Source organism: bacterium (genome assembly GCA_004299235.1).
GTDB lineage: Bacteria > Chloroflexota > Dormibacteria > Dormibacterales > Dormibacteraceae > SCQL01.
The window spans coordinates 53,305-71,663 of record SCQL01000022.1 but is presented as its reverse complement, the minus strand read 5'-3'; the positions used below and the strand labels follow the sequence as shown (position 1 = coordinate 71,663).

18 protein-coding genes are annotated in these 18,359 nt (G+C 69.1%); 9 read left to right on the top strand and 9 right to left on the bottom strand.

What is annotated here, in order from left to right:
• Genes recF through EPN29_06200 form a run of 3 tightly spaced genes read left to right on the top strand, consistent with a single transcriptional unit; the run spans position 1 to position 4,152 of the window.
• On the top strand, positions 1 to 1,086 hold the full coding sequence (gene recF / locus EPN29_06210) for a DNA replication/repair protein RecF (protein ID TAN33346.1): 1,086 nt from the start codon (positions 1 to 3) through the stop codon (positions 1,084 to 1,086).
• Entirely contained in the window at positions 1,001 to 1,378 is a 378-nt protein-coding gene (locus tag EPN29_06205) for a DUF721 domain-containing protein (protein TAN33345.1), read from the top strand. Before recF ends, EPN29_06205 begins: the two co-directional genes overlap by 86 nt.
• Positions 1,375 to 4,152: an ATP-dependent helicase gene (locus EPN29_06200; protein ID TAN33344.1), complete on the top strand. Its 2,778-nt coding sequence runs from the start codon at positions 1,375 to 1,377 to the stop codon at positions 4,150 to 4,152. The genes EPN29_06205 and EPN29_06200 overlap by 4 nt, the downstream gene beginning before the upstream one ends.
• Here the strand turns inward: EPN29_06200 and EPN29_06195 are convergent.
• Complete coding sequence (locus EPN29_06195; protein TAN33343.1) at positions 4,122 to 5,375, bottom strand: glycosyltransferase; 1,254 nt, start codon at positions 5,373 to 5,375, stop codon at positions 4,122 to 4,124. The two genes, EPN29_06200 and EPN29_06195, sit on opposite strands and share 31 nt — an antisense overlap.
• Positions 5,339 to 5,905, bottom strand: a complete 567-nt coding sequence (locus EPN29_06190; GenBank protein TAN33342.1) for a cytochrome c — start codon at positions 5,903 to 5,905, stop codon at positions 5,339 to 5,341. Before EPN29_06190 ends, EPN29_06195 begins: the two co-directional genes overlap by 37 nt.
• A gap of 155 nt (positions 5,906 to 6,060) precedes the next feature.
• Here EPN29_06190 and EPN29_06185 point away from each other — a divergent pair, with 155 nt between their 5' ends.
• Positions 6,061 to 7,395 carry a glycosyltransferase family 1 protein gene (locus EPN29_06185; GenBank protein ID TAN33341.1) on the top strand — a complete coding sequence of 445 codons (1,335 nt, stop codon included), beginning with the start codon at positions 6,061 to 6,063 and terminating at the stop codon, positions 7,393 to 7,395.
• A 50-nt stretch (positions 7,396 to 7,445) separates the two neighbouring features.
• Here the strand turns inward: EPN29_06185 and EPN29_06180 are convergent, their stop codons facing one another.
• Together EPN29_06180 and EPN29_06175 are read right to left on the bottom strand one after the other, a co-directional pair.
• Entirely contained in the window at positions 7,446 to 9,044 is a 1,599-nt protein-coding gene (locus EPN29_06180) for a hypothetical protein (GenBank protein TAN33340.1), read from the bottom strand.
• Between the two features lie 66 nt (positions 9,045 to 9,110).
• Positions 9,111 to 10,679: a DUF4388 domain-containing protein gene (locus EPN29_06175; protein TAN33339.1), complete on the bottom strand. Its 1,569-nt coding sequence runs from the start codon at positions 10,677 to 10,679 to the stop codon at positions 9,111 to 9,113.
• Positions 10,680 to 10,702: 23 nt separating this feature from the next.
• Here EPN29_06175 and EPN29_06170 point away from each other — a divergent pair, with 23 nt between their 5' ends.
• The 4 genes from EPN29_06170 (at position 10,703) to EPN29_06155 (ending at position 13,740) form a co-directional block, all read left to right on the top strand.
• Entirely contained in the window at positions 10,703 to 11,416 is a 714-nt protein-coding gene (locus tag EPN29_06170; protein ID TAN33338.1) for a histidine phosphatase family protein, read from the top strand.
• A 25-nt stretch (positions 11,417 to 11,441) separates the two neighbouring features.
• A complete protein-coding gene (locus EPN29_06165; GenBank protein ID TAN33337.1) occupies positions 11,442 to 12,419 on the top strand; it encodes a peptidoglycan bridge formation glycyltransferase FemA/FemB family protein in 978 nt (325 codons plus the stop codon).
• A 38-nt stretch (positions 12,420 to 12,457) separates the two neighbouring features.
• Positions 12,458 to 13,171, top strand: coding sequence for a response regulator transcription factor (locus EPN29_06160; protein ID TAN33336.1), 714 nt, complete (start codon positions 12,458 to 12,460; stop codon positions 13,169 to 13,171).
• A 98-nt stretch (positions 13,172 to 13,269) separates the two neighbouring features.
• On the top strand, positions 13,270 to 13,740 hold the full coding sequence (locus EPN29_06155; GenBank protein ID TAN33335.1) for a hypothetical protein: 471 nt from the start codon (positions 13,270 to 13,272) through the stop codon (positions 13,738 to 13,740).
• Here the strand turns inward: EPN29_06155 and folK are convergent.
• Positions 13,737 to 14,150: a 2-amino-4-hydroxy-6-hydroxymethyldihydropteridine diphosphokinase gene (gene folK / locus EPN29_06150; GenBank protein TAN33334.1), complete on the bottom strand. Its 414-nt coding sequence runs from the start codon at positions 14,148 to 14,150 to the stop codon at positions 13,737 to 13,739. The two genes, EPN29_06155 and folK, sit on opposite strands and share 4 nt — an antisense overlap.
• Positions 14,151 to 14,165: 15 nt before the next feature.
• Positions 14,166 to 14,921 (bottom strand): dihydropteroate synthase, encoded by a 756-nt coding sequence (folP, locus tag EPN29_06145; GenBank protein TAN33381.1) that lies wholly within the window; start codon positions 14,919 to 14,921, stop codon positions 14,166 to 14,168.
• 390 nt (positions 14,922 to 15,311) lie between these two features.
• Here folP and EPN29_06140 point away from each other — a divergent pair, with 390 nt between their 5' ends.
• Entirely contained in the window at positions 15,312 to 16,820 is a 1,509-nt protein-coding gene (locus tag EPN29_06140) for a UDP-N-acetylmuramoyl-L-alanyl-D-glutamate--2,6-diaminopimelate ligase (protein TAN33333.1), read from the top strand.
• Here EPN29_06140 and thiS read toward each other — a convergent pair.
• Genes thiS through EPN29_06125 form a run of 3 tightly spaced genes read right to left on the bottom strand, consistent with a single transcriptional unit; the run spans position 16,817 to position 18,338 of the window.
• Positions 16,817 to 17,026 carry a sulfur carrier protein ThiS gene (gene thiS / locus EPN29_06135; protein ID TAN33332.1) on the bottom strand — a complete coding sequence of 70 codons (210 nt, stop codon included), beginning with the start codon at positions 17,024 to 17,026 and terminating at the stop codon, positions 16,817 to 16,819. The genes EPN29_06140 and thiS overlap by 4 nt on opposite strands.
• Complete coding sequence (locus tag EPN29_06130; GenBank protein TAN33331.1) at positions 17,023 to 17,529, bottom strand: thiamine phosphate synthase; 507 nt, start codon at positions 17,527 to 17,529, stop codon at positions 17,023 to 17,025. Before EPN29_06130 ends, thiS begins: the two co-directional genes overlap by 4 nt.
• Positions 17,530 to 17,543: 14 nt before the next feature.
• Positions 17,544 to 18,338, bottom strand: a complete 795-nt coding sequence (locus tag EPN29_06125) for a thiazole synthase (GenBank protein ID TAN33330.1) — start codon at positions 18,336 to 18,338, stop codon at positions 17,544 to 17,546.
• Positions 18,339 to 18,359: the final 21 nt, after the last annotated feature.

Sequence of the window (18,359 nt, the reverse complement as noted above, 5' to 3'; positions counted from 1 at the left end):
GTGCGACTCCGGCGCCTGCAACTCAAGAACCACCGCAACTACGCCCAGCTGGATCTGACCCCCGGGCCTGGCGTCAACGTCTTCATCGGCGCCAACGGCCAGGGCAAGACCAACCTGCTGGAGGCGGTGGCGATGCTGGCGCTGTCAGCCTCGCCCAGGGCGCGCCGCGAATTCGAGCTGGTCGGCCCGGTGGCCGGCGCCTCCCGCATCGAAGCCGAGGTGGAGACTGCCGGCAAGACCGTCGAGCTGGCGATCACCCTGAACCTCGAGGGCGAGCGAGCACGTCGCGTGATCGAGGTCGACGGCATCCGGCGCAGGGCCTTCGACCTGCCAGGCCACTTCCGGGTGACCCTGTTCTGGCCGGACGACCTCGGGCTGGTGAAGGGCGGTCCAGAGCTGCGCCGGCGCTTCCTGAACCAGATGCTGGTGCAGATCGAGCCGGGCTATGCCCGAGCGCTCGCCGGACTGCGGCGGGTGCTGGAGCAGCGGAACAGCCTGCTCAAGCGGATGGCCGCCGGAGAGGAGGGCATGGACGTCCTGGAGGCCTGGAACCAGGAGCTGGTCCGGGTCGGCGGCCAGATCTCGGCGGCGCGCGCGGCGGCCGTCCGGGAGCTCGAGCCGGAAGCCGCGCGCTCTCATGCCGAGATCGCCGCGGGGGAACGGCTCGAGATCCTCTACGAGGGGCCGCCGGACGGTCTGGCGGAGGCTGTGCATAACTCGCTCGCCGAGGACCTTCGCCGGGGCTCGACCAGCATCGGTCCGCACCGAGACGACCTCCGGGTTCTGCTGGACGGCAAGGAGGCGCGCAGCTACGGCTCACAGGGCCAGCAGAGGACCGCCGTGGTCGGCCTCAAGCTGGCCGAGGCGACCGTGGTGACTCAGCGCACGGGCGAGCGGCCGGTGCTCCTGCTCGACGACGTGCTCTCCGAGCTCGATGCCGAGCGCCGGGCTGCGCTGCTTCGGCAGGTGGCAGCTGCAGGCCAGGTGATCATCACATCCGTTGAGGCGGGTCCGTTTCCCCCCGATCTCATTTCCAGGGCGATGGTCTGGAGCGTCAGCGAAGGGGGGATCCGGACCTGTGGATAAATTGGGCAATATCCTGCCCCGGGTGCTTCGGCGGCAGCCCGGCGGCGGGCGGCTGATCGGGACGCAGGTGGGTTCCGCCTTCCGCAACCTCATCGGGGCCGAGCCGGCGAAGCTGTGCGACGAGATCGAGCTCCATTCCGGCACCCTGGTGATCACGACGTCGAGCCCGGCGCTCGCCCACCAGCTGAGGCTGGACGCCGAGACGATCGTCGGCCGTTTGAACGGGCTGGGTCTCGGCCGCAAGGTTCGGGCGCTGCGGGTGCGGATCGGACGGTCGACTCGATCGGGATGACAGCGCCACGTCCCCACCCTGATCCTTCCCAGGCGGAAGCAGGCAGGCCGGCAGCCTCGCTTGGGCTCGAGCAGCGACGGGCCGCCGCCCTCGGGCGCGGGCCTGTCCGCGTGGTCGCCGGCGCGGGCACCGGCAAGACCGCGGTCATCGCCGAGCGGTTTCGCCGGCTGGTGGCGAGCGGCGTGGCGCCGGAGGCGATCCTGGTCATGACCTTCACCGAGCGCGCCGCCGGCGAGATGCGCCAGCGCATCGAGGACCTGGTCGGCGTACCCGCGGCTGCCGTCGGGACCTTCCACTCGATCGCGCTCGGCTGGCTTCGCGCCGACGGCCGGGCGGTGGGGGTGCCTGCCGGTTTTCGCATCCTGACCGGTGCCGATCGCTGGATCCTGGCCCGGGAGCTGATGTGGGAGCTCGGTGACCCGGCCCTCACCGCTGACGACCGGCCGGATGACCTGGTCTCCGCCGTTCTACAGGTGCTCGAGCGCATGAAGCAGGAGCTGGTGCCCCTGCAGCGGCTCGCGGCGTGGGCGGCCGCCAGCGAGGACCGCGAGCGGGCGGAGTTGATGCGCGCGTGCCTGCGGCTGTTTCGCGCCTACGAGAAGGCGTGCCGCCAACTCCGCTGGCTTGATTTCGAAGACCTCCTGCTGCTGGCGGTGCGGATGCTCGAGGTGAACCCGAGACTGCTCGGGGCTTACGCCGCGCGCTATCCGCATGTGCTCGTCGACGAGTACCAGGACCTGAATCTCGCTCAGGAGCGCCTTGTCGAGCTGATCGCGGGAGCTGGGGAGCCGTTCATCGTCGGCGATGACGATCAGTCCATCTATCGATTCCGTGGCGCGTCACGCGCCAGCCTGGAGCGATTCCTCCACCACTTCCCAGTGGCGCACACCATCACCCTCGGCCGGAACCGCCGCAGCTCGCGCCGCATCGTCGCCGCGGCGGCCGCCCTGATCGAAAGCAACCCTGACCGCCTGGCCAAACAGCTCCGCTCCGACCTCGCCGGAGCGCCGGTGGAGCTCTGGCTGTGTCCCGACGGGGCGACCGAGGGCGCGGCCATCGCCGCCGAGGCGGCGCGGCTGGCGGAGCAAGGCACATCCTTGGCGCGCATCGCGGTTCTGTGCCGCACCCACGCCATCGCGCGGCCGATCGCCGCCGCCCTCGCCGCTCGGGGCCTGCCGCACGTGCTGACCGGCGGCCACGGTTTTCTCGACCGTCCCGAGATCCGCGACGTCATCGCCCAGCTCAGGGTCCTGCGCGACCCGACCGACGTGGTCGCGCTGGCGCGGGCGATGACGCGTCCACCGCTGAGCCTGGAGGCGGCCGCGGCGTTGACCATGCTGCGGGATCGCGGTGAGGCCTCCCCCGTCGACGCCCTCAAGCGCTGGGCGCCCAGCTCACAGCTCGCGGAGCTCCTCGAACAGCTGGCGGCCGAGGCCCGCCGCCTGGATGTCCGCGACCTGTTCTTCGAGCTGATGGAGCGCACGCGCTACCTCGAGGCGCTGAGCGCGGGCCTGGAGAGGAGTGAGGCGGCGAGCGCAACCGCCAACGTGAGCCGGTTCGCGGAAATGATCGCCGACTTCTGCGAGACCTCGAACGATCGCTCGCTCGAGGCTTACATGCGGCACCTCGACCTGGTGCTGCTGTCGGGAGAGGACGAGGCGCCGGCGCCTGTGGAGGCGGTCGCGGACGCGATCCAGGTGATGACCATCCACCAGGCCAAAGGCCTGGAGTTCGACGCCGTCTTCGTGCCCGGGTTGGTCGAGGGCCGCCTGCCGCAATCTGGTCGATCACCGCGCTTCGAGCTCCCCCCGGCGGTGTTGGAGCCGCTCGTGCGCGGCCGTGAGGACGTGGTGGCGGAGGAGCGGCGCCTGCTCTACGTCGCCATGACACGGGCCAAGCGCCATCTGTACCTGACGCGCGCATCGCATTACGAAGGCGGGAGGCGGTGGCGCGATTCGCGCTTTCTCGACGAGGTGCGAGCGGCGGGTCCGCGCATGGTCCGCGAGCGGGAGATCGAAGGCTGCCCCGCCTCCCCGCACGCAGTCCCGCAACCCGAGACGAAGGGCGAGGTGGTCCTCTCCTACAGCGCCATCGCGGCATATCGCGACTGCCCGCGGCAGTTCTGGTACCGGTACGAGCAGCGCCTGCCGGCGGTCCAGAGCGCGGAAGCCGTGCACGGAGTGATCCTGCATGAGGTCCTGCGGCAGGCGGGCGAGGTTCGGCGGCAGGGCGACAAGGTGAGCGCCACGAGGCTGCGGTCGATCCTCGACGACGCCTGGAGCCGGACCACGTTCCCGGATCAGCGTCGCGCGCCGACCTTCCGGCGCAACGGGGCGGACCAGCTCGAGGCATATCGCAAGCGCGGAGGATTCGAGGTGGCTCCGGAATACCTGGAGCAGCCGTTCAGGGTCGCGGTCGATGGCTGGACTCTGCGCGGGGTCATCGACCGGATCGATCGCACCGAAGCCGGCTGGCGCATCACCGACTACAAGAGCGGCCGGCCGGTGACCCGCGGCCGGCGCGACCTGCAGGTGGCGCTGTACGCGCTGGGCGCCAGGTCTGCGCTGCGGCTGGAGCCGGTCGAGCTGGAAGTCGTTTACCTGGCGAACGGGAGATCGGTCGCGGTCGAAAAGGCGGATGCGCTGGTGGCTGAGGCTCGAAAGCAGGGAGCCGAGGTGGCGGACGGCGTGAGGGCGGGACGGTACGATCCCCGCCCGGAGCGCCGGCGGTGCCGGCTCTGTCCCTACCGGCTCGCCTGCCCCGAAGCCCTGTAGCGCGCCGCCAGCAGCAGGCACTCGCGCGCGATGTCGGACGAGGCGTACGGATGCGCGAGCTCGGCCGCCTTGCGCGACATCTCGCGCCACGTGGGTCCGCCTTCGGCGAGCACCCGGACCTCGTCAAAAAGCTCGGCATCCTTGGGGGCGAAGGCGCCGAACCCGGACTCGACGACGAAGTCGACGTTCGGTGACTCCTGGCCCGGGAGGAACCCGGTGATGATCAGGGGCAAGCCTGTGGCCAGCGCTTCGGCGATCGCGCCCGGGCCGGCCTTCGTCACGGCGATGTCGCAAGCGCGCATGAGCTCGGGCATGTAGTCGACGAAGCCGAGCACCAGCGTGGGCGTCGAAAAGTGAAGCTCCGACAGGCGCCTTCGCAATTTCTCGTTGCGACCGCACACCGCGATCACCTGCCATTGGTAGGGCTCCGATGCCAGCACCCTGACCTGCTGCGCGAGATGCCCCACGCCCGCGCCGCCGCCCATGACCAGGAGGGTGAAGCGGTTCTCCTCGAGGCCGAAACGGCGGCGAAGCGCCTGCTTCTCGCCCGGCGCCGGCGGCCGGAAGCGCAGGTCGACCGGCAGGCCCAGCAGCTTGACGCGGTCTGCCGGCACACGACGTCTGAGCGCCACCTGGCGCGCCAGCTCGGTGGGGGCGATGACGAGGTCGGCCTGGCTGAATGTCCAGCCGCGGTGGAAGTCGACCAGGTCGGTTATCACCGTCATGAGAGCTCGCGGGCGGCCGCTTTTTCTGATCGCCTGGTGGCTGATGTGGTTGAGAAGGGGATGGACCGACAGCACGACGTCCGGGTCGTGGCTCTTCAACAGGTCCACGACGACGTTGCGCACGCCGCGGCCGAAGACGGCCCGGATCGCCGCGAATGCTGGTTTGGTGTTGCTCGTGTGGTAGACGGCCCCCCAGGCGGTGCGGGACCGCTGGATCACGGGCGAGTAGAGCGAGGCGAGCCTGCGGACGACGCCGGGCCCCTGGCCGATGAGCGGGTCGGCAACCATCACCGTGCAGGTCGGGTCGAGGAGCTTCAGGGCGTCGGTGAGGGCTCGAGCCGCCGCTCGATGGCCGCCGCCGGTATCACTGAAGAGGATGAGGACCCGAGGTGAACCGCCGGTCGGTGTGGGAAGAAGAGGCGGCGGCGCCTCCAGCGACCCGGCGTCCGCCGGTTCGGCGCTTACTTCCGTCGCGCCGCCGCGCGGCGCGCGATCCACCGCATGTTGTATCGGGACAGCAGGAGGGTGACGAAGATCATGGCGATGATCCCGATACCGACCCAGAGCATCGTTCGCTTGGCCAGCTCGTTGGCGGACAGCGGAGCGCCTCCGGGGTTGCGGTTCTGCTCGATGATGTAGGCCGCCAGGTCTTTGACGTCCTGGTCGGAAAGCTTGGCGTTGCCGCCCTTGGCGGGCATCGGGAGCCGCTTCGGGTCTCCCGCCTGTGGCTGGCGTCCGTTAGTGATGACGTCGATCAGAAAGCTGGGCGCGAGGGTGTCCGCCACCCCGGGCAGCTTGTCGATCGGATTGAGCACGGCGCCGATCCCACCCTCGAGGCTGACGCCGTGGCACGAGGTGCAGTTGGCGGCGTAAAGGTTCGCACCCTTGGCCGGGTCTCCTGGCAGTGCCGAAGTCCCGGACGGCGAGGGCGACGCATCCGCCAGCGTTGTGATCGCGGTAAGGGCGAGCAGCGCCGGCACGGCCAGCGCGACCAACGCGGAAATCTTGAGGCCTCTAGTCAGGGGCATCGCGGCCAAATCATAACCTGCCCCAATTTTCCGCCTTCTGCGGGAATAGCCCGAGACCGCGTACGTTTTATGCGATATGGGCTCCTGTTCGCCGGTCTCCCGTTCTGGGTTCTGCTGCGTCTCGAGACGCTGGCTTGACGCGAGATCGGCCTACCGTGGCTGAGGCGAGTCACCTGATCTCCGCCCGCACCGCCCGCAGGCGCGTCGCGGTCATCTCCATGCACACGTCGCCCACCGCCTCTTTGGGCCACAACGCCAACGGCGGCCTCAACGTCTACGTCCACGAGGTCGCCAGCGCCTTCAGCGACCAGGGCATCGCCACCGACATATTCACCCGCAAACAGTCCCCCGACGATCCGGAGGTCGAATCCCTGGCTCCTCTCTCACGAGTCATCTATCTGCCGGCCGGCCACGACCTGGACAAGTACTCCCTGTACAACGAGGTGCCGTCCTTCGCCACGCGCATCCTCGACTTCGCGGCCCGAGAGCAGATCGACTACGACCTGCTCTTCTCTCACTACTGGCTCTCGGGTGAGGTGGCATGCCTCCTGCGCCCTGAGCTGGCTTTGGGGTGGGCGCACGTCGCTCATACCCTCGGCCTGGTCAAGAACCGCACCCTTGCGAGCGGCGCGCGGCCCGAGCCTGCGCTGCGCATCCGGGTGGAGGGTGAGATCGCGCAGCAGGCGGACCTCCTGATCGCCTCGACCGCGGATGAAGGGCAGGAGATCGTCGGCGGCTACAGCGCGGATCCCGAACGGGTTTTCATCGTGCCGCCGGGGGTCGACCCCACGACGTTCCAGCCCATGGACCGCGCCGACGCTCGCCGCCAGATCGGATACGGCAGCGGCCGGATGCTGCTTTTCGTCGGACGGCTCGAGCGGCTGAAAGGAGTTGACGTGGCGATTCGCGCGCTGGCGCTCTTGCGGGATCGCCAGCATGACGACGTGCGCCTGCTCATTCTCGGCGAGGACAGCCGGGACGGCGACGAGAGCGAGAAGGACCGGCTGAAGGCGGTCGCCTCGGGGCTCGGCGTGCGTGATCGTGTCACCTTCGCCGGCTCGGTCGCCCACCACGAGCTGCCGTACTTCTACGCCGCGGCTGACGTCTGCGTTATGCCGTCCTACAGCGAGTCGTTCGGGCTGGTCGGATTGGAGGCGCAGGCATGCGGGTGCCCCGTCGTCGCCTCAGGCGTTTCGGGTCTGCGTTCGGTCGTTCGAGACGAGGTGAGCGGGTATCTCATCGCCGGCCACGACCCCGCGGTGTACGCGGAAAGGATCGGACGCCTGCTTGCTGATCGCGAGCTCGCGCAGCAGATGGGCCGCCGGGGCCGCCTGCTCGCGCAACGCTTTTCCTGGACGCGGACCGCGGATCGCCTGGAGGAGCTGTTCGACGGCGTGATCGAACGCGGCCAAGCCCGCGTCCAGTCGGCGGATGGCCGCGGTCAGGTTCGCGTCCAGTCGGCGGATGGCCGCGGTCAGGCTCGCGTCTAGTCGGCGGATGGCCGCGGTCAGGCTCGCGTCCAGTCGGCGGATGGCCGCGGTCAAGCCCGCGACCATGCCGGCGTGCGGCACGAATAGGGGAACGACTCGAGGTTGAACCTCGTCAGCGCCGTCGGTCGGGTTCCGTCCGCGTTCATCAGCCAGACCTGGTCGCCGCTGAGGAACGCGATCTGATGCCCGTCGGGAGACGGCACGGGATCGGTGACGTCGATCGTCGAGTCCGCCGGCAATCCTGAAGCCGGGCTCAGCGCCGCCGGCGGAGAGACGACGTTGACCACGAACGCCTTGTGCAGGGCGCCGGCGGAGGTCTGAGTTGCCGCCGCAAACACGAGGTGGGCCGAGTCGGAAAGCCAGGCGGCCCGGCCGATATCTCCGCTCGCGACCGTGGTGGTGGCGGCTGTCCCGCTCAGGTTCCTCACGCGCAAGGTGGTCGTGCCCACGTCGGTGCGCAGATAGGCGATCCGGTTCCCGGCTGGTGCCCAGCTGACCGCGCTGACCGGAGCGGTGTCCAGCGCCAGCTGGTAGCGGGCTCGAAGGCCGACGTCATAGCCCCAGATCTCGTCCGGCGCGGTGGCGCCTTGAATGTATGCGACTCGCAGGCCACTCGGCGCCACGGCCGCCTCAGCCACGTCGGTGGCGATGATGGCGTCGGCACCGTCGCTGGTGAAACGGTGCAGGGTGCCGCTGCCGTCGATGTACACATATCCCGTTCCAGAGGCGAGTGCCGCCGCCCATGGCGCTTTGAAGGCGAGCGCCACCGAACCCCCGCCGGGAGTGAATTCGGACCACGACTCGCCGTCGCCCTGGAGCAGCAGCTTGTCCCCGGCGGGCGACCAGTTGAACGAGTGAACGGCGCTGGTGCTGAACAGCTGGCGTGGAAATCCGGTCTCGTTGACGATCCACAATCCACCGAGACCGCCGTCCGCGCCCTCGGTGGCGAAAGCCACCCAGTGGTGCAGCGGTCGCAGCGCGCTGGTGGTGAAATCGATGGTCTGGTCGCGGTCGAGCTGATTGCCGTCGGCGTCGAGGGCGCCGATGTTCAGGGCGAGCCGGTACTTGGTGTCTGGCGCCAGTAGCTCCGAGGGCGCGATGACGGCGCGGCGCCCGTCACCCGGATCGAGCCGCACATCGAAGGGGGCAGGGGGGGTCAGCGTCAGCGCCTCCTTCAGGCTGGTCGCGTCCATGGTGCGCGAGAAGTCGAGGGTCAGATAGGTGGCGGGATCCACGCCGGTGTCGGCGTTGGCCGGAGCCGAGCTCACCAGGCTTGGAGGTCCCTCGGTGATGAACGCCCAGCGGTGCCGCAGGGCGTACGTGTTGCCGGCCAGGTCGCGGTAACCGGCCTCGAGGATCACGTCGTATGTGGTGCTGGGCTGAAGCGTCGCGTGCTCGTAAATCAGCTGGCGCGGACTGAGCCAGCGCACGCTGCCGCGCGCGGCCGGAGCCAGGCGCAGGCGGCTCTCGACGGATGCCCGGTCGACGTCGTGGTCGAAAGTGATCCGGATCGGCTCGGTCGTCGAAACATCGATCGCTCCGCGCTGGGGAGAGTAGTCGACTATCTGGGGCGGGTTTCCACCGCACGCCAAGGTGAGCGGAAGAAGCAGCGCTGCCGCCGCCGCGGCCGCCCAGGCGCCGAGGCGCACCTTGGCGAAGGCTAGGCTCGACCGAGGCGCAAGACAACCCACCGGTTCAAGGGCTCCAATGGGCCGCTAGAGGTGGGACTTGAGACGGGCCCTCATCTCCTGCGCCAGCTGCTCGAGCCGCGAGGAATCGACGAAGAGAAGCGAGATGCTGGGGATCTGGTCGATGGCCGACTCGATGCCGGCCATCGAGGGATCGGCGGCGCCGAGGATGTCCTTCACCTTGCGGGCGCGGTTGCCCAGCGCGTCCTCGGCCATCGCCTGGAGCTCGGCCACGATCGACGCCCAGTCCAGCTGCGTGTCGCCCGAGGCGGCGATGGGCGGAGTCGTCGGCGCAACCGGCACCGAGGGCGCCTGCCCATAGCTCGAAAAGGCGCTGGTCGAGAACTGAGCCGTCGGCGGCTCTGGCGTGATGACGGGCATCGACGGCGGGGTCGGCACCACAGTTTCGGGGGCCGCGGGCGCGGCCTGCGTCGCGGGGGCAGCCGCCAGCGGGCTCCGGGAACCGCGCCGTCCGCCGGCGATCTCGCCGACATCCAGGGGCGCGTGCTTGCTTGCGTCCGCCGACTTGACCTCGATCATCGCGGCGGGGTCGTCGCACAGGGCGAGCGCCCGGTCGGGTTTGTCGGAGATGTCGCGGGACTCGCTCGTGTACGCACCGGCGAGCTCACCCTGAGCGAGGATGATCACGCCGGTGCCGGCGCCTGACCGGATCATCACGCTGCCGCTCAGCTTGCGGTCGCTCAGGAACTTGAGCAGCGCCTTCATGTCGACCCACGCGGCGTAGAGCTCGGTGTACATCGGACGCGAAACGGTCAGCTCGTACAGCCCGTCGATGAGCTCGGCCGAAAGGCCGACCACGTCGAGAACCCCATGGCCGGCGGTGACGTCATCGTTGAACTGCATCAAAGCCGGTTTGCCGAGGACCAGGCTGCCTGGTTCGGTCGCGCCGTCGTACATGCACTCGAGCGCCGAACCTTCGCGGAACAGGATCAGTCCCGACGCGTCGTCGGTCAGCAGCCGGACGTAACCGGTGTAGCCCTCCCTTTCGAGGGTGGTGATCAGCCGCGGAAAGTCGACGAACGAAGTCTTGAGCGAGTCGTAGATGACCTGCCCTGCGGGAACGGGGATCGGTTCGCGTCCATGCTTGGGCTGCGGGCGATGCTTCACGCCTCGTCTCGGCTGGGGTGCTTCCAACTTCCTCTCCGGTTCAGCATGATCTCTGCGCTCGGGATGTGGTTCCGGCTCGTCGACCCGAGGTTCGACCCGGGGTTCGGCAAGGGGCTCAACGGGGATCTGCCTCGGTGCGGACTCGGCCGCATGGACGAGGTCGTGGATGCCGGCCCTGACCGTTTCGTCCGCGGGGAGCTTCGCCTTGGTGTCGAATTCGAAATCGCCCCTGGTCCAGTGGAGGGCGTTGACCACCGCGTCGTCGCCGGCCGTGCCTTCCCCCTGAGCGTGGAAGAGATGACCGAACAGGAAGTAGAGCGACGTCGACTGGCCGTTCCCATCGTGGAGCGTAAGCGTACCGGTGGACCGCTCACCCTGAGCGGCCTCCAACAGTGATCGAAGGGGAATTTCGGCGAGAGTGCCGTGTGAGTGCAAGAGCTTCTCCTGGGATCGGCCCAGCCCGATCATGAGACTAAGTAAGAGAAGTTAGTATAGATATCGAGATCGAATCCGCGCTCCCGGAGCTGCCCGAGACCGGCGCACCTCCGCCTCCAACCGTCAACGCTTCGCCCGCGCGCCTGCTGCTCGTCCGGCACGGCCAGTCGACGTGGAACCGTGAGCACAGAATTCAGGGTCAGCAAGATCCGCGTCTCTCCGATGAGGGCCGAGGCCAGGCTGCACGGCTGGGTCGAAGACTGCTCGGGCGACGCCTGGCCGGCTGTTACTCCAGCGACCTGAGGCGCGCTTTCGAGACCGCGGAGGTCATCGCGGCGACGACTGGCGTGGATCCTGAACCGATGGCCGGCCTGCGTGAGATCCAGCTCGGCGGTTGGGAGGGACTGCGGAGCGAGGAGATCGCCGAACGGTATCCCGATGCCTGGGCGAGCTGGACGCGGGAGCCGGACTGGGACCTCGTGCCGGGCGCCGAGGGCGCGGCCTTTTTCGAGGCCCGGGTGGCCGCGGCGCTGGACGCGATCCTCGAACGGCACCAGCACGGCGACGTCCTGGTCGTGACCCACGGAGGCGTGATCCAGGTGGCGCTCCACCGCGTGGTCGGCAGGCCCAGCCGCGGGCTCTTTCCGTTCAAGATCCAGAACGCGTCCATCACGCTGCTCGAGAGGCGCAACGGACACCTGATCATCGGCGGCGTCAACGACACGAGCCATCTGGAACCGGCTCTCGTCTCAGAACCCGGACCCGGATGAGCCGGCGCTCGCGGGGCGCAACCGAGTGACCACCGAGTCAGAGCGCTGGGACGCCGAGCTCGAGCAACGCGCCTCGCCCTCGCCTTCTCCGCTGCTGCAGTCCTGGGCGTGGGGCGAGGTCCAGGCGCGGGCCGGATGGACGATCGAGAGGGTCCGTCTTGCAGGCGGAGCGATGGCGAGCGTGCAGCTGCGCGCTGTCGGACCGGTGCGCGAAGCGTACGTTCCACGCGGCCCGGTTCCCGCGAGCGCCGAGGCCATCGACGCCCTCGTCGTTTGGGCGCGCCGGGCGAAGATGGCCAGGCTCACGGTCGAGCCGGAAGTTCCCGACGGTCTTGGCGCGAGCCTCACCGAGCGGGGTTTCGCGCGAACCGCGCCGACGCAGCCGCAGCACACCCGAATCCTCGCTCTTCGCCCGCCCGCGGAGCTGCTCCCGACCTTCAGGCACGGCCGCCGGTACAACATCCGCGCCGGGCTGCGGCGAGGAGTGGTCGTCGAGGAAGGCAAGGACGCCGCCGAGCTGTGGCGCCAGTCGGCGGCGGTCGAGCGCCGGGAGTCGATCAGCCTGCCGGGCCGGAGCTACTACCAGCTCCTACTGGACCTGCTCCCGTGGTGCCGCACGTATGTCGGGTACGAACCCCAGACTCGCCAGGCCCTGGCGACCGTGCTGGTGGCCCGGCATTCAGGCCGCGCCTACAGCCTGTTCGCCGGGCGCAGCGGAGCCCACCCGGAGCTTATGGCCAACGACCTGGCCTGGTGGGCCGCGATCAGTGCCGCCGCCGAGAGCGGCTGCCGGGACTTCGACCTCTGGGGCGTCCCGCCTCCAGACGCCGGGGAAGACCATCCATGGCGCGGACTGGGCTTCTTCAAAGCCGAGTTCGGCGGCGAGGAGGTCGCCTTCGCCGGCGCCTGGGAGTTGGTCCTCTCGAGCGCCGGAGCGCGGGTGATGACGCTGGAAAAAAGGGCCCGTATGCGGCTCCGAGTGTTAAGACGAAACATCTCCTAACAATCCTTCAAATCGGTTAAGATTCGGGCGGGTTAGCTGTGGCTTCCGAGTCATCGCGCAAAGTCCTGGTCGTCGATCCCGATGTGGCCACGCGCCGGCAGATCCGGGCGGCCTGCGAACAGGACGGGTACCAGGTGTTGGAAGCTGACGGCGGGGCCGAGGCCCTGCGCCGGTTCGAGCAGGCTCGCCCGGGCCTCGTCCTGCTCGAGATGACCCTGCCTGAAGGGGCCGGCTTTGACGTCTGCCGCGAGCTGCGCAAGCTGGACGCCGCGATTCCGGTGATCATGATGAGTTCGCGGGCCGATGAGATCGACGTCGTCGTCGCCCTCGAGATCGGCGCCGACGATTACGTCACCAAACCTCTGCGCCTGCGCGAGCTGGTGGCGCGCATGACCGCGCACCTGCGGCGCACGCGCTTGGAATCGGGGGAATCGACTCGCGGCCGGCTCGAGTTCCGCGATCTCGCCATCGACGTCAACGAGCGACGCACGTACAAGTCCGGCGAGGAGGTGCAGCTGACTCATACCGAGTTCGACCTGCTGACTTTCCTCGCGAGCAACGCCGGCAAGGTCCTGAGCCGGGAGAAGATCCTGAATTCGATCTGGGGATACGAGTACCCGATCGAGACCCGCGTGATCGACGTCCACATCCGGAACCTGCGCCGGAAGATCGAGAGCGTGCCGGCACGTCCTTATTACATCCTGGCCGTGCCGGGGATCGGCTACCGCTTCACGAACGCCCGCCCCGGGTAGCGGCAGCCGCGGCGCGGCGCCCTCGCCCGCGGGTCGCCGCGGCGCCATCCACGGGTTTAGACTCCACCCGTTTATCAGCCGGCGTGGAGGTGGGAAACATGCTGTTTTGGACTCTGGCCGTGCTGCAGTGGCTCCATGTTTTCTTCGCCATCTTCTGGTTCGGAAGCGTCCTCACCATCGACTTCCTGATCGTGCCCACGCTGCAGAGCCTCCCCGCGGAGGTGCAGCATGCCTTTGGCGGCGCGCTCGGCCGGCGGGCGCCCAAGCTCATCACCCCGGTCGCCGGCGCGGTGATCCTGCTCGGCATCCTCAGAGGCATCGCTGGCGGGGTGCTGGGCAACCTGGGCAGCGCCTACGGCGCCAGCTGGATCGCCTCTCTGCTGCTGGCCGTCGGTCTGATGTCCTTCGGCCTGCGCGTCATCACCCCCGCGGTCGAGAAGCTGCAGCGCACCCCACAGGGCGCCGAGTTCGTCGCCGCCGTGAACCGCGTGAAGGGGCTGACGCTGGCCGAGCTCGGCGGCTTCCTCCTGATCATCAGCTTTATGATCGCGATGCGGTTCGGTTACTAGGTCGCGATCGAACCCAGGCCGAGCTCGCGGAGCGACTCCAGGACGAAGGGTCGCTCCATCAGGCGTGGGTGAGGCACTTCGAGGCCGGGCTCGGAGATGCGCTCGCCCCCGAAAAGAAGGATGTCGACGTCGATGCAGCGCGGGCCCCAGTGCCGGGTTGGGGCGCGTCCGCCCTCGCGCTCCACCTCCTTGGCGGCCTTCAGCAGTTGACGCGCTGTTCCCGCCCACTCCACCTCGAGCACCTGGTTGAGGAACCTCGGCTGGTCGGTGACGCCCCACGGCGCGGTCTCGATGACGCGGCTTTGACGCAAGATGCGCGCCCCCTTCTGCCGCAGCCGGCGCCGGGCCGCACTGAGGTGGCGCGCTCTTCGACCGAGGTTTGAGCCAAGACCGAGGTAGGCGATTGCCAACTACGTGAATCGCGGTCAGCGCATCTGGTCGGCGACTCGGACCACCCGCGTCATCTCACGCACGTCGTGCACGCGGACGACGTCGGCGCCGCGCAGCACAGCGGCGGTCACCGTCGCCGCCGTGCCTTCGATGCGATCGCCGACCGGTAGGTCGAGGAGCTTGCCGATGAACGATTTCCGTGAGGTGCCGATGAGGATGGGGAGCTCCAGCGCCTTCAGCTCGCCGAGCCGTCGCATCACCTCCCAGTTCTGCTCGGCGGTCTTGCCGAAGCCGATTCCCGGGTCGATGAGGATCCGCTCGCGCGGAACCCCCGCCTGGGTCGCGCGCTCGACCGCCTCCCGCAGGAAGCGCTTGACCTCGTCCATCAGGTCCCCGGCGTACTCGGTCCCATCCTGGTTGTGCATCAGGAGCAGCGCACAGCCCTTCCGGGCCGCGAGCTCCGCCAGCCCCGGCGAGCGGGTCAAGCCCCAGATGTCGTTGACGATGGTGGCTCCCGCCGCCACCGCCGTCTCTGCCACCTCCAGCTTGTAGGTGTCGATCGAGACCGGTACATCGGTCTCACGCGCCAGGCGCCTGACCACCGCTGCCGTCCGCGACACCTCTTCCGCGGCGCTGATCGGCACATGGCCCGGACGCGTCGACTCACCGCCGACGTCCAGGAGGTCGGCGCCGTCGCGCAGCATCTGCAGGCCTTGGCTCACAGCTTGGTCCTCGTCCGCGCCCAGGCCGTCGCCGCTGAACGAGTCGGGCGTGACGTTGATGATGCCCATCACGTAGGTGCGGCTACCCCACAAAAAGGTGTGGCCGCCGATGTCGGCTCTCACGCGCCGATTGTAGGGTTGGGGTTCCCCCTCACCGGCGCGAGCTGGTGCTTGCCGGTTCGGGCGGCCGCCAACAGGGGCGAGCTGGTGCTTGCCGGTTCGGGCGGCCGCCAACAGGGGCGAGCTGGTGCTTGCCGGTTCGGGCCCGCTCACAGGGGCGAGCCGGTGCTTGCTGGTTCGGGCCCGCTCACAGGGGCGAGCTGGTGCTTGCTGGTTCGGGCGGCCGCCAACAGGGGCGAGCTGGTGCTTGCTGGTTCGGGCCCGCTCACAGGGGCGAGCTGGTGCTTGCTGGTTCGAGCGGCCCCTCACCGGACCTCTCCCCAAGGGGAGAGGGCATTTATGCTGCGATGTGGGATGAAGCTTGTTGACTTGGCCCGCGGGGTGCCGGGAGCCAGCCTCGACGGCGACGGCGAGGTGGAGATCACCGGCATCGCCTACGACTCACGGCTCGTCAGACCCGGCGAACTCTTTGTCGCCGTCGAGGGTCTGCAGGCGGACGGCCACGTGTTTGCGGCCGACGCGGTCGCCAACGGCGCGGCGGCGGTGGCGCTGGAGCGTCCCGTCAGGCTGCCGGCCGGAATGCCGGTGCTGCAAATGCAGTCGACGCGAATCGGGCTGGCCGAGGCGGCGGCGGAGTTCTACGGCCGCCCTTCCCGCCGGCTCAAGCTGGCCGGCGTCACGGGCACCGACGGCAAGACGACGACGACGCATATGGCCGAGCACGTGCTGCAGGCGAGCGGCATCCTGGCCGGAGCGATGAGCACGGTGTCGTTCACGGTCAGCGGACGCAAGATGGACAACAACAGCGGCCAGACCACGACGGAATCGCCTCAGGTGCAGGCGTGGCTCCAGCGCATGGTCGAGGCGGGCGTCGCCTGTGCAGTCATCGAAACCACCTCGCATGCGCTGGTCCAGGAGCGAGTGGGTGCGTGCGACTTCGACGTCGCCGCCTTCACCAATGTCGGTCGGGACCATCTCGACTATCACCCGACCTGGGAGAACTACCTCGAGGCCAAGGCGCGCCTCATCGACCTGACCGCGAGCGCCGCCGACAAGGGCATCGAGAAGACGGCCGTCCTGAACCACGACGACGCCAGCTACGAGCGCCTGTCGCAGCGGCCGATCGCGCGCCGCTGGTCGTACGGTCTTACCACCGCGGCGGACCTGCATCCGCTGGATCTGAGCGTCAGCGGTTCGGGGTCGCGCTTCCGCATGAAGACTCCAATGGGCGAGACCGATGTCACGCTGCTCGTGCCGGCGCGCTTCAACATCTACAACGCGCTGTGCGCGGCGGGTGTGTGCCTGGCGCTGGGCGTGCCGCTGGAGGAGATCGGCCGGGGCCTGGCCGGCTTCGAAGGCGTCCGGGGCCGGCTCGAGCCGGTCGATCTGGGCCAGGACTTTCGCGTCTTCATCGACTTCGCTCATTCCGCCGGGGCGCTGGCCAGCGCGCTGGCGGAGCTGCGGCCGTTCACCCCAGGCCGCTTGATCGTGGTCTTCGGGGCCACCGCCCGCTCCGACCACGACCGGCCCGGCATGGGCCGCGCGGCCGCCGAGTTCTCCGACTTCTTCCTCATCACCTCCGACGACCCGCTCGGCCAGGACCCGGTCGAGATCGCCCGTGACGTGCAGTCAGGCGCCGAGGGCCGAGCTGCCGGCCGCGATTACGAGATCGTCATCGACCGGCGCGCGGCCATCCGCCGTGCGATCGAGATCGCGAGGCCCGGGGATTGCGTGCTGCTCGCGGGCAAGGGCCACGAGCGGTCGATGCGTACGGCGGCGGGTTCAGAGCCGTGGGACGAGCGGGCCGAGGCCGAGGCGGCGATCAGGGAGCGGACGGCGATTCCTTAGCCGCGCCCGCCTCCGACCATGCGCACGATCTCCACGTGGTCGTCCTGGTTGAAGGTGATCGTCGCGTAGGCGACTTGATCGATGATCACCCCGTTGTGTTCGATCGCCACCGCTCGTGGATTGACGCCGAGCTGGTCGAGGTAGGCCAAAAGCGGAGTCGGCTGGGCGAGCTCGACTCGCTTGCCGTTGATCTGCAGGGTGATCATCGGAACAGCCTGATCGCGGCATAGCCGGCGGCGCCGGCTTGGTGGCAACTGGCGATGCGCTCTTCGGTGACGCCCCCGATCGCCAGGACCGGGATGCGAACCGCTCCGGCGACCTCGGCCAGCGCGGCCACGCCCGCGGCGGCGGCTTCGAGGTGGCTGGCGCTGGCCCAGACCGGGCCGAAGATCACGAAGTCGGCTCCGTCGAGCTCGGCCGCGGTGGCGCCCGCGATCGAGTGCACGGAGCGCCCGATCATCCGCTTGCCGAGGATGGCTCGCGCGTCCGCGACGGTGATATCGCGCTCCGGCAGGTTGACGCCGGCGGCGCCGGTCGCCAACGCGATGTCGCACCGCGAGCTCACCAGCACCGGCACCGGCGACGATGCCACCAGCTCGCTCGCCTCCCGCTCGAGAGCGCGCGCGTCCAGGTGTGGGGCTCGAAGCTGGAGGATGGTGGCCCGCGACGCCGCCTGAAGGCCCGCGCTCGCGGTCTCGACGACCGCCATCGCCACTGGCCGGCTCAGGACGGTCGCGAGATGCCCTCGGCCGGCGAGCTGGCGCTGGCCTGGCCGCGTCTGGGGATGCGGCCGGCGGTATAGGCCTTGCGCCCGGCCTCGACCCCTTCTTTGATCGCTTCGGCCATCAGCGCCGGGTCCTTCGCCAGGGCGACCGCGGAGTTGACCAGGACGGCGTCCGCGCCGAGCTCCATCGCCAGTGCGGCGTCAGAGGGGGCTCCGATGCCGGCGTCGACGACGACGGGGACCCGGGCCTCCTCGATGATGATGCGGATCTGCTCCTGGGTCTGCAGCCCCTGTCCGGACCCGATCGGCGAGCCCAGCGGCATCACCGTCACCGTGCCAAGCTCCTCCAGCTTTTTGGCGAGCACAGGGTCGGCGTTGATGTACGGGAGGACCTTGAAGCCCTCGCCGGCGAGCACCCGCGCCGCCTTCAAGGTTTCTTCCGGGTCGGGGAACAGGTATCGCGGGTCGGGAATGACCTCGAGCTTCACCCAATCCGAGAGCCCCATCGACCGCGCCAGCCGCGCGATGCGGATCGCCTCGTCTGCCGTGCGGCACCCCGCGGTGTTGGGCAGGATTCGGTACCGCTGCCAGTCGATCACGTCGAGGATGGTCCTCTTCTTCGGGTCGTCGAGGTCGAGACGGCGCAGCGCCACGGTGACCAGCTCGCAACCCGACGCCTCCAGGGCGGCGAGCATGGAGTCGTCCGTCGGGTACTTCCCAGTGCCGAGGAAGAGTCGGGATCGCAGCTCCACGCCGGCGATCACCAACCGGTCCGCGGCGGTGATGGTCTGCATGGATCCAGCTTAGCGAGTGGT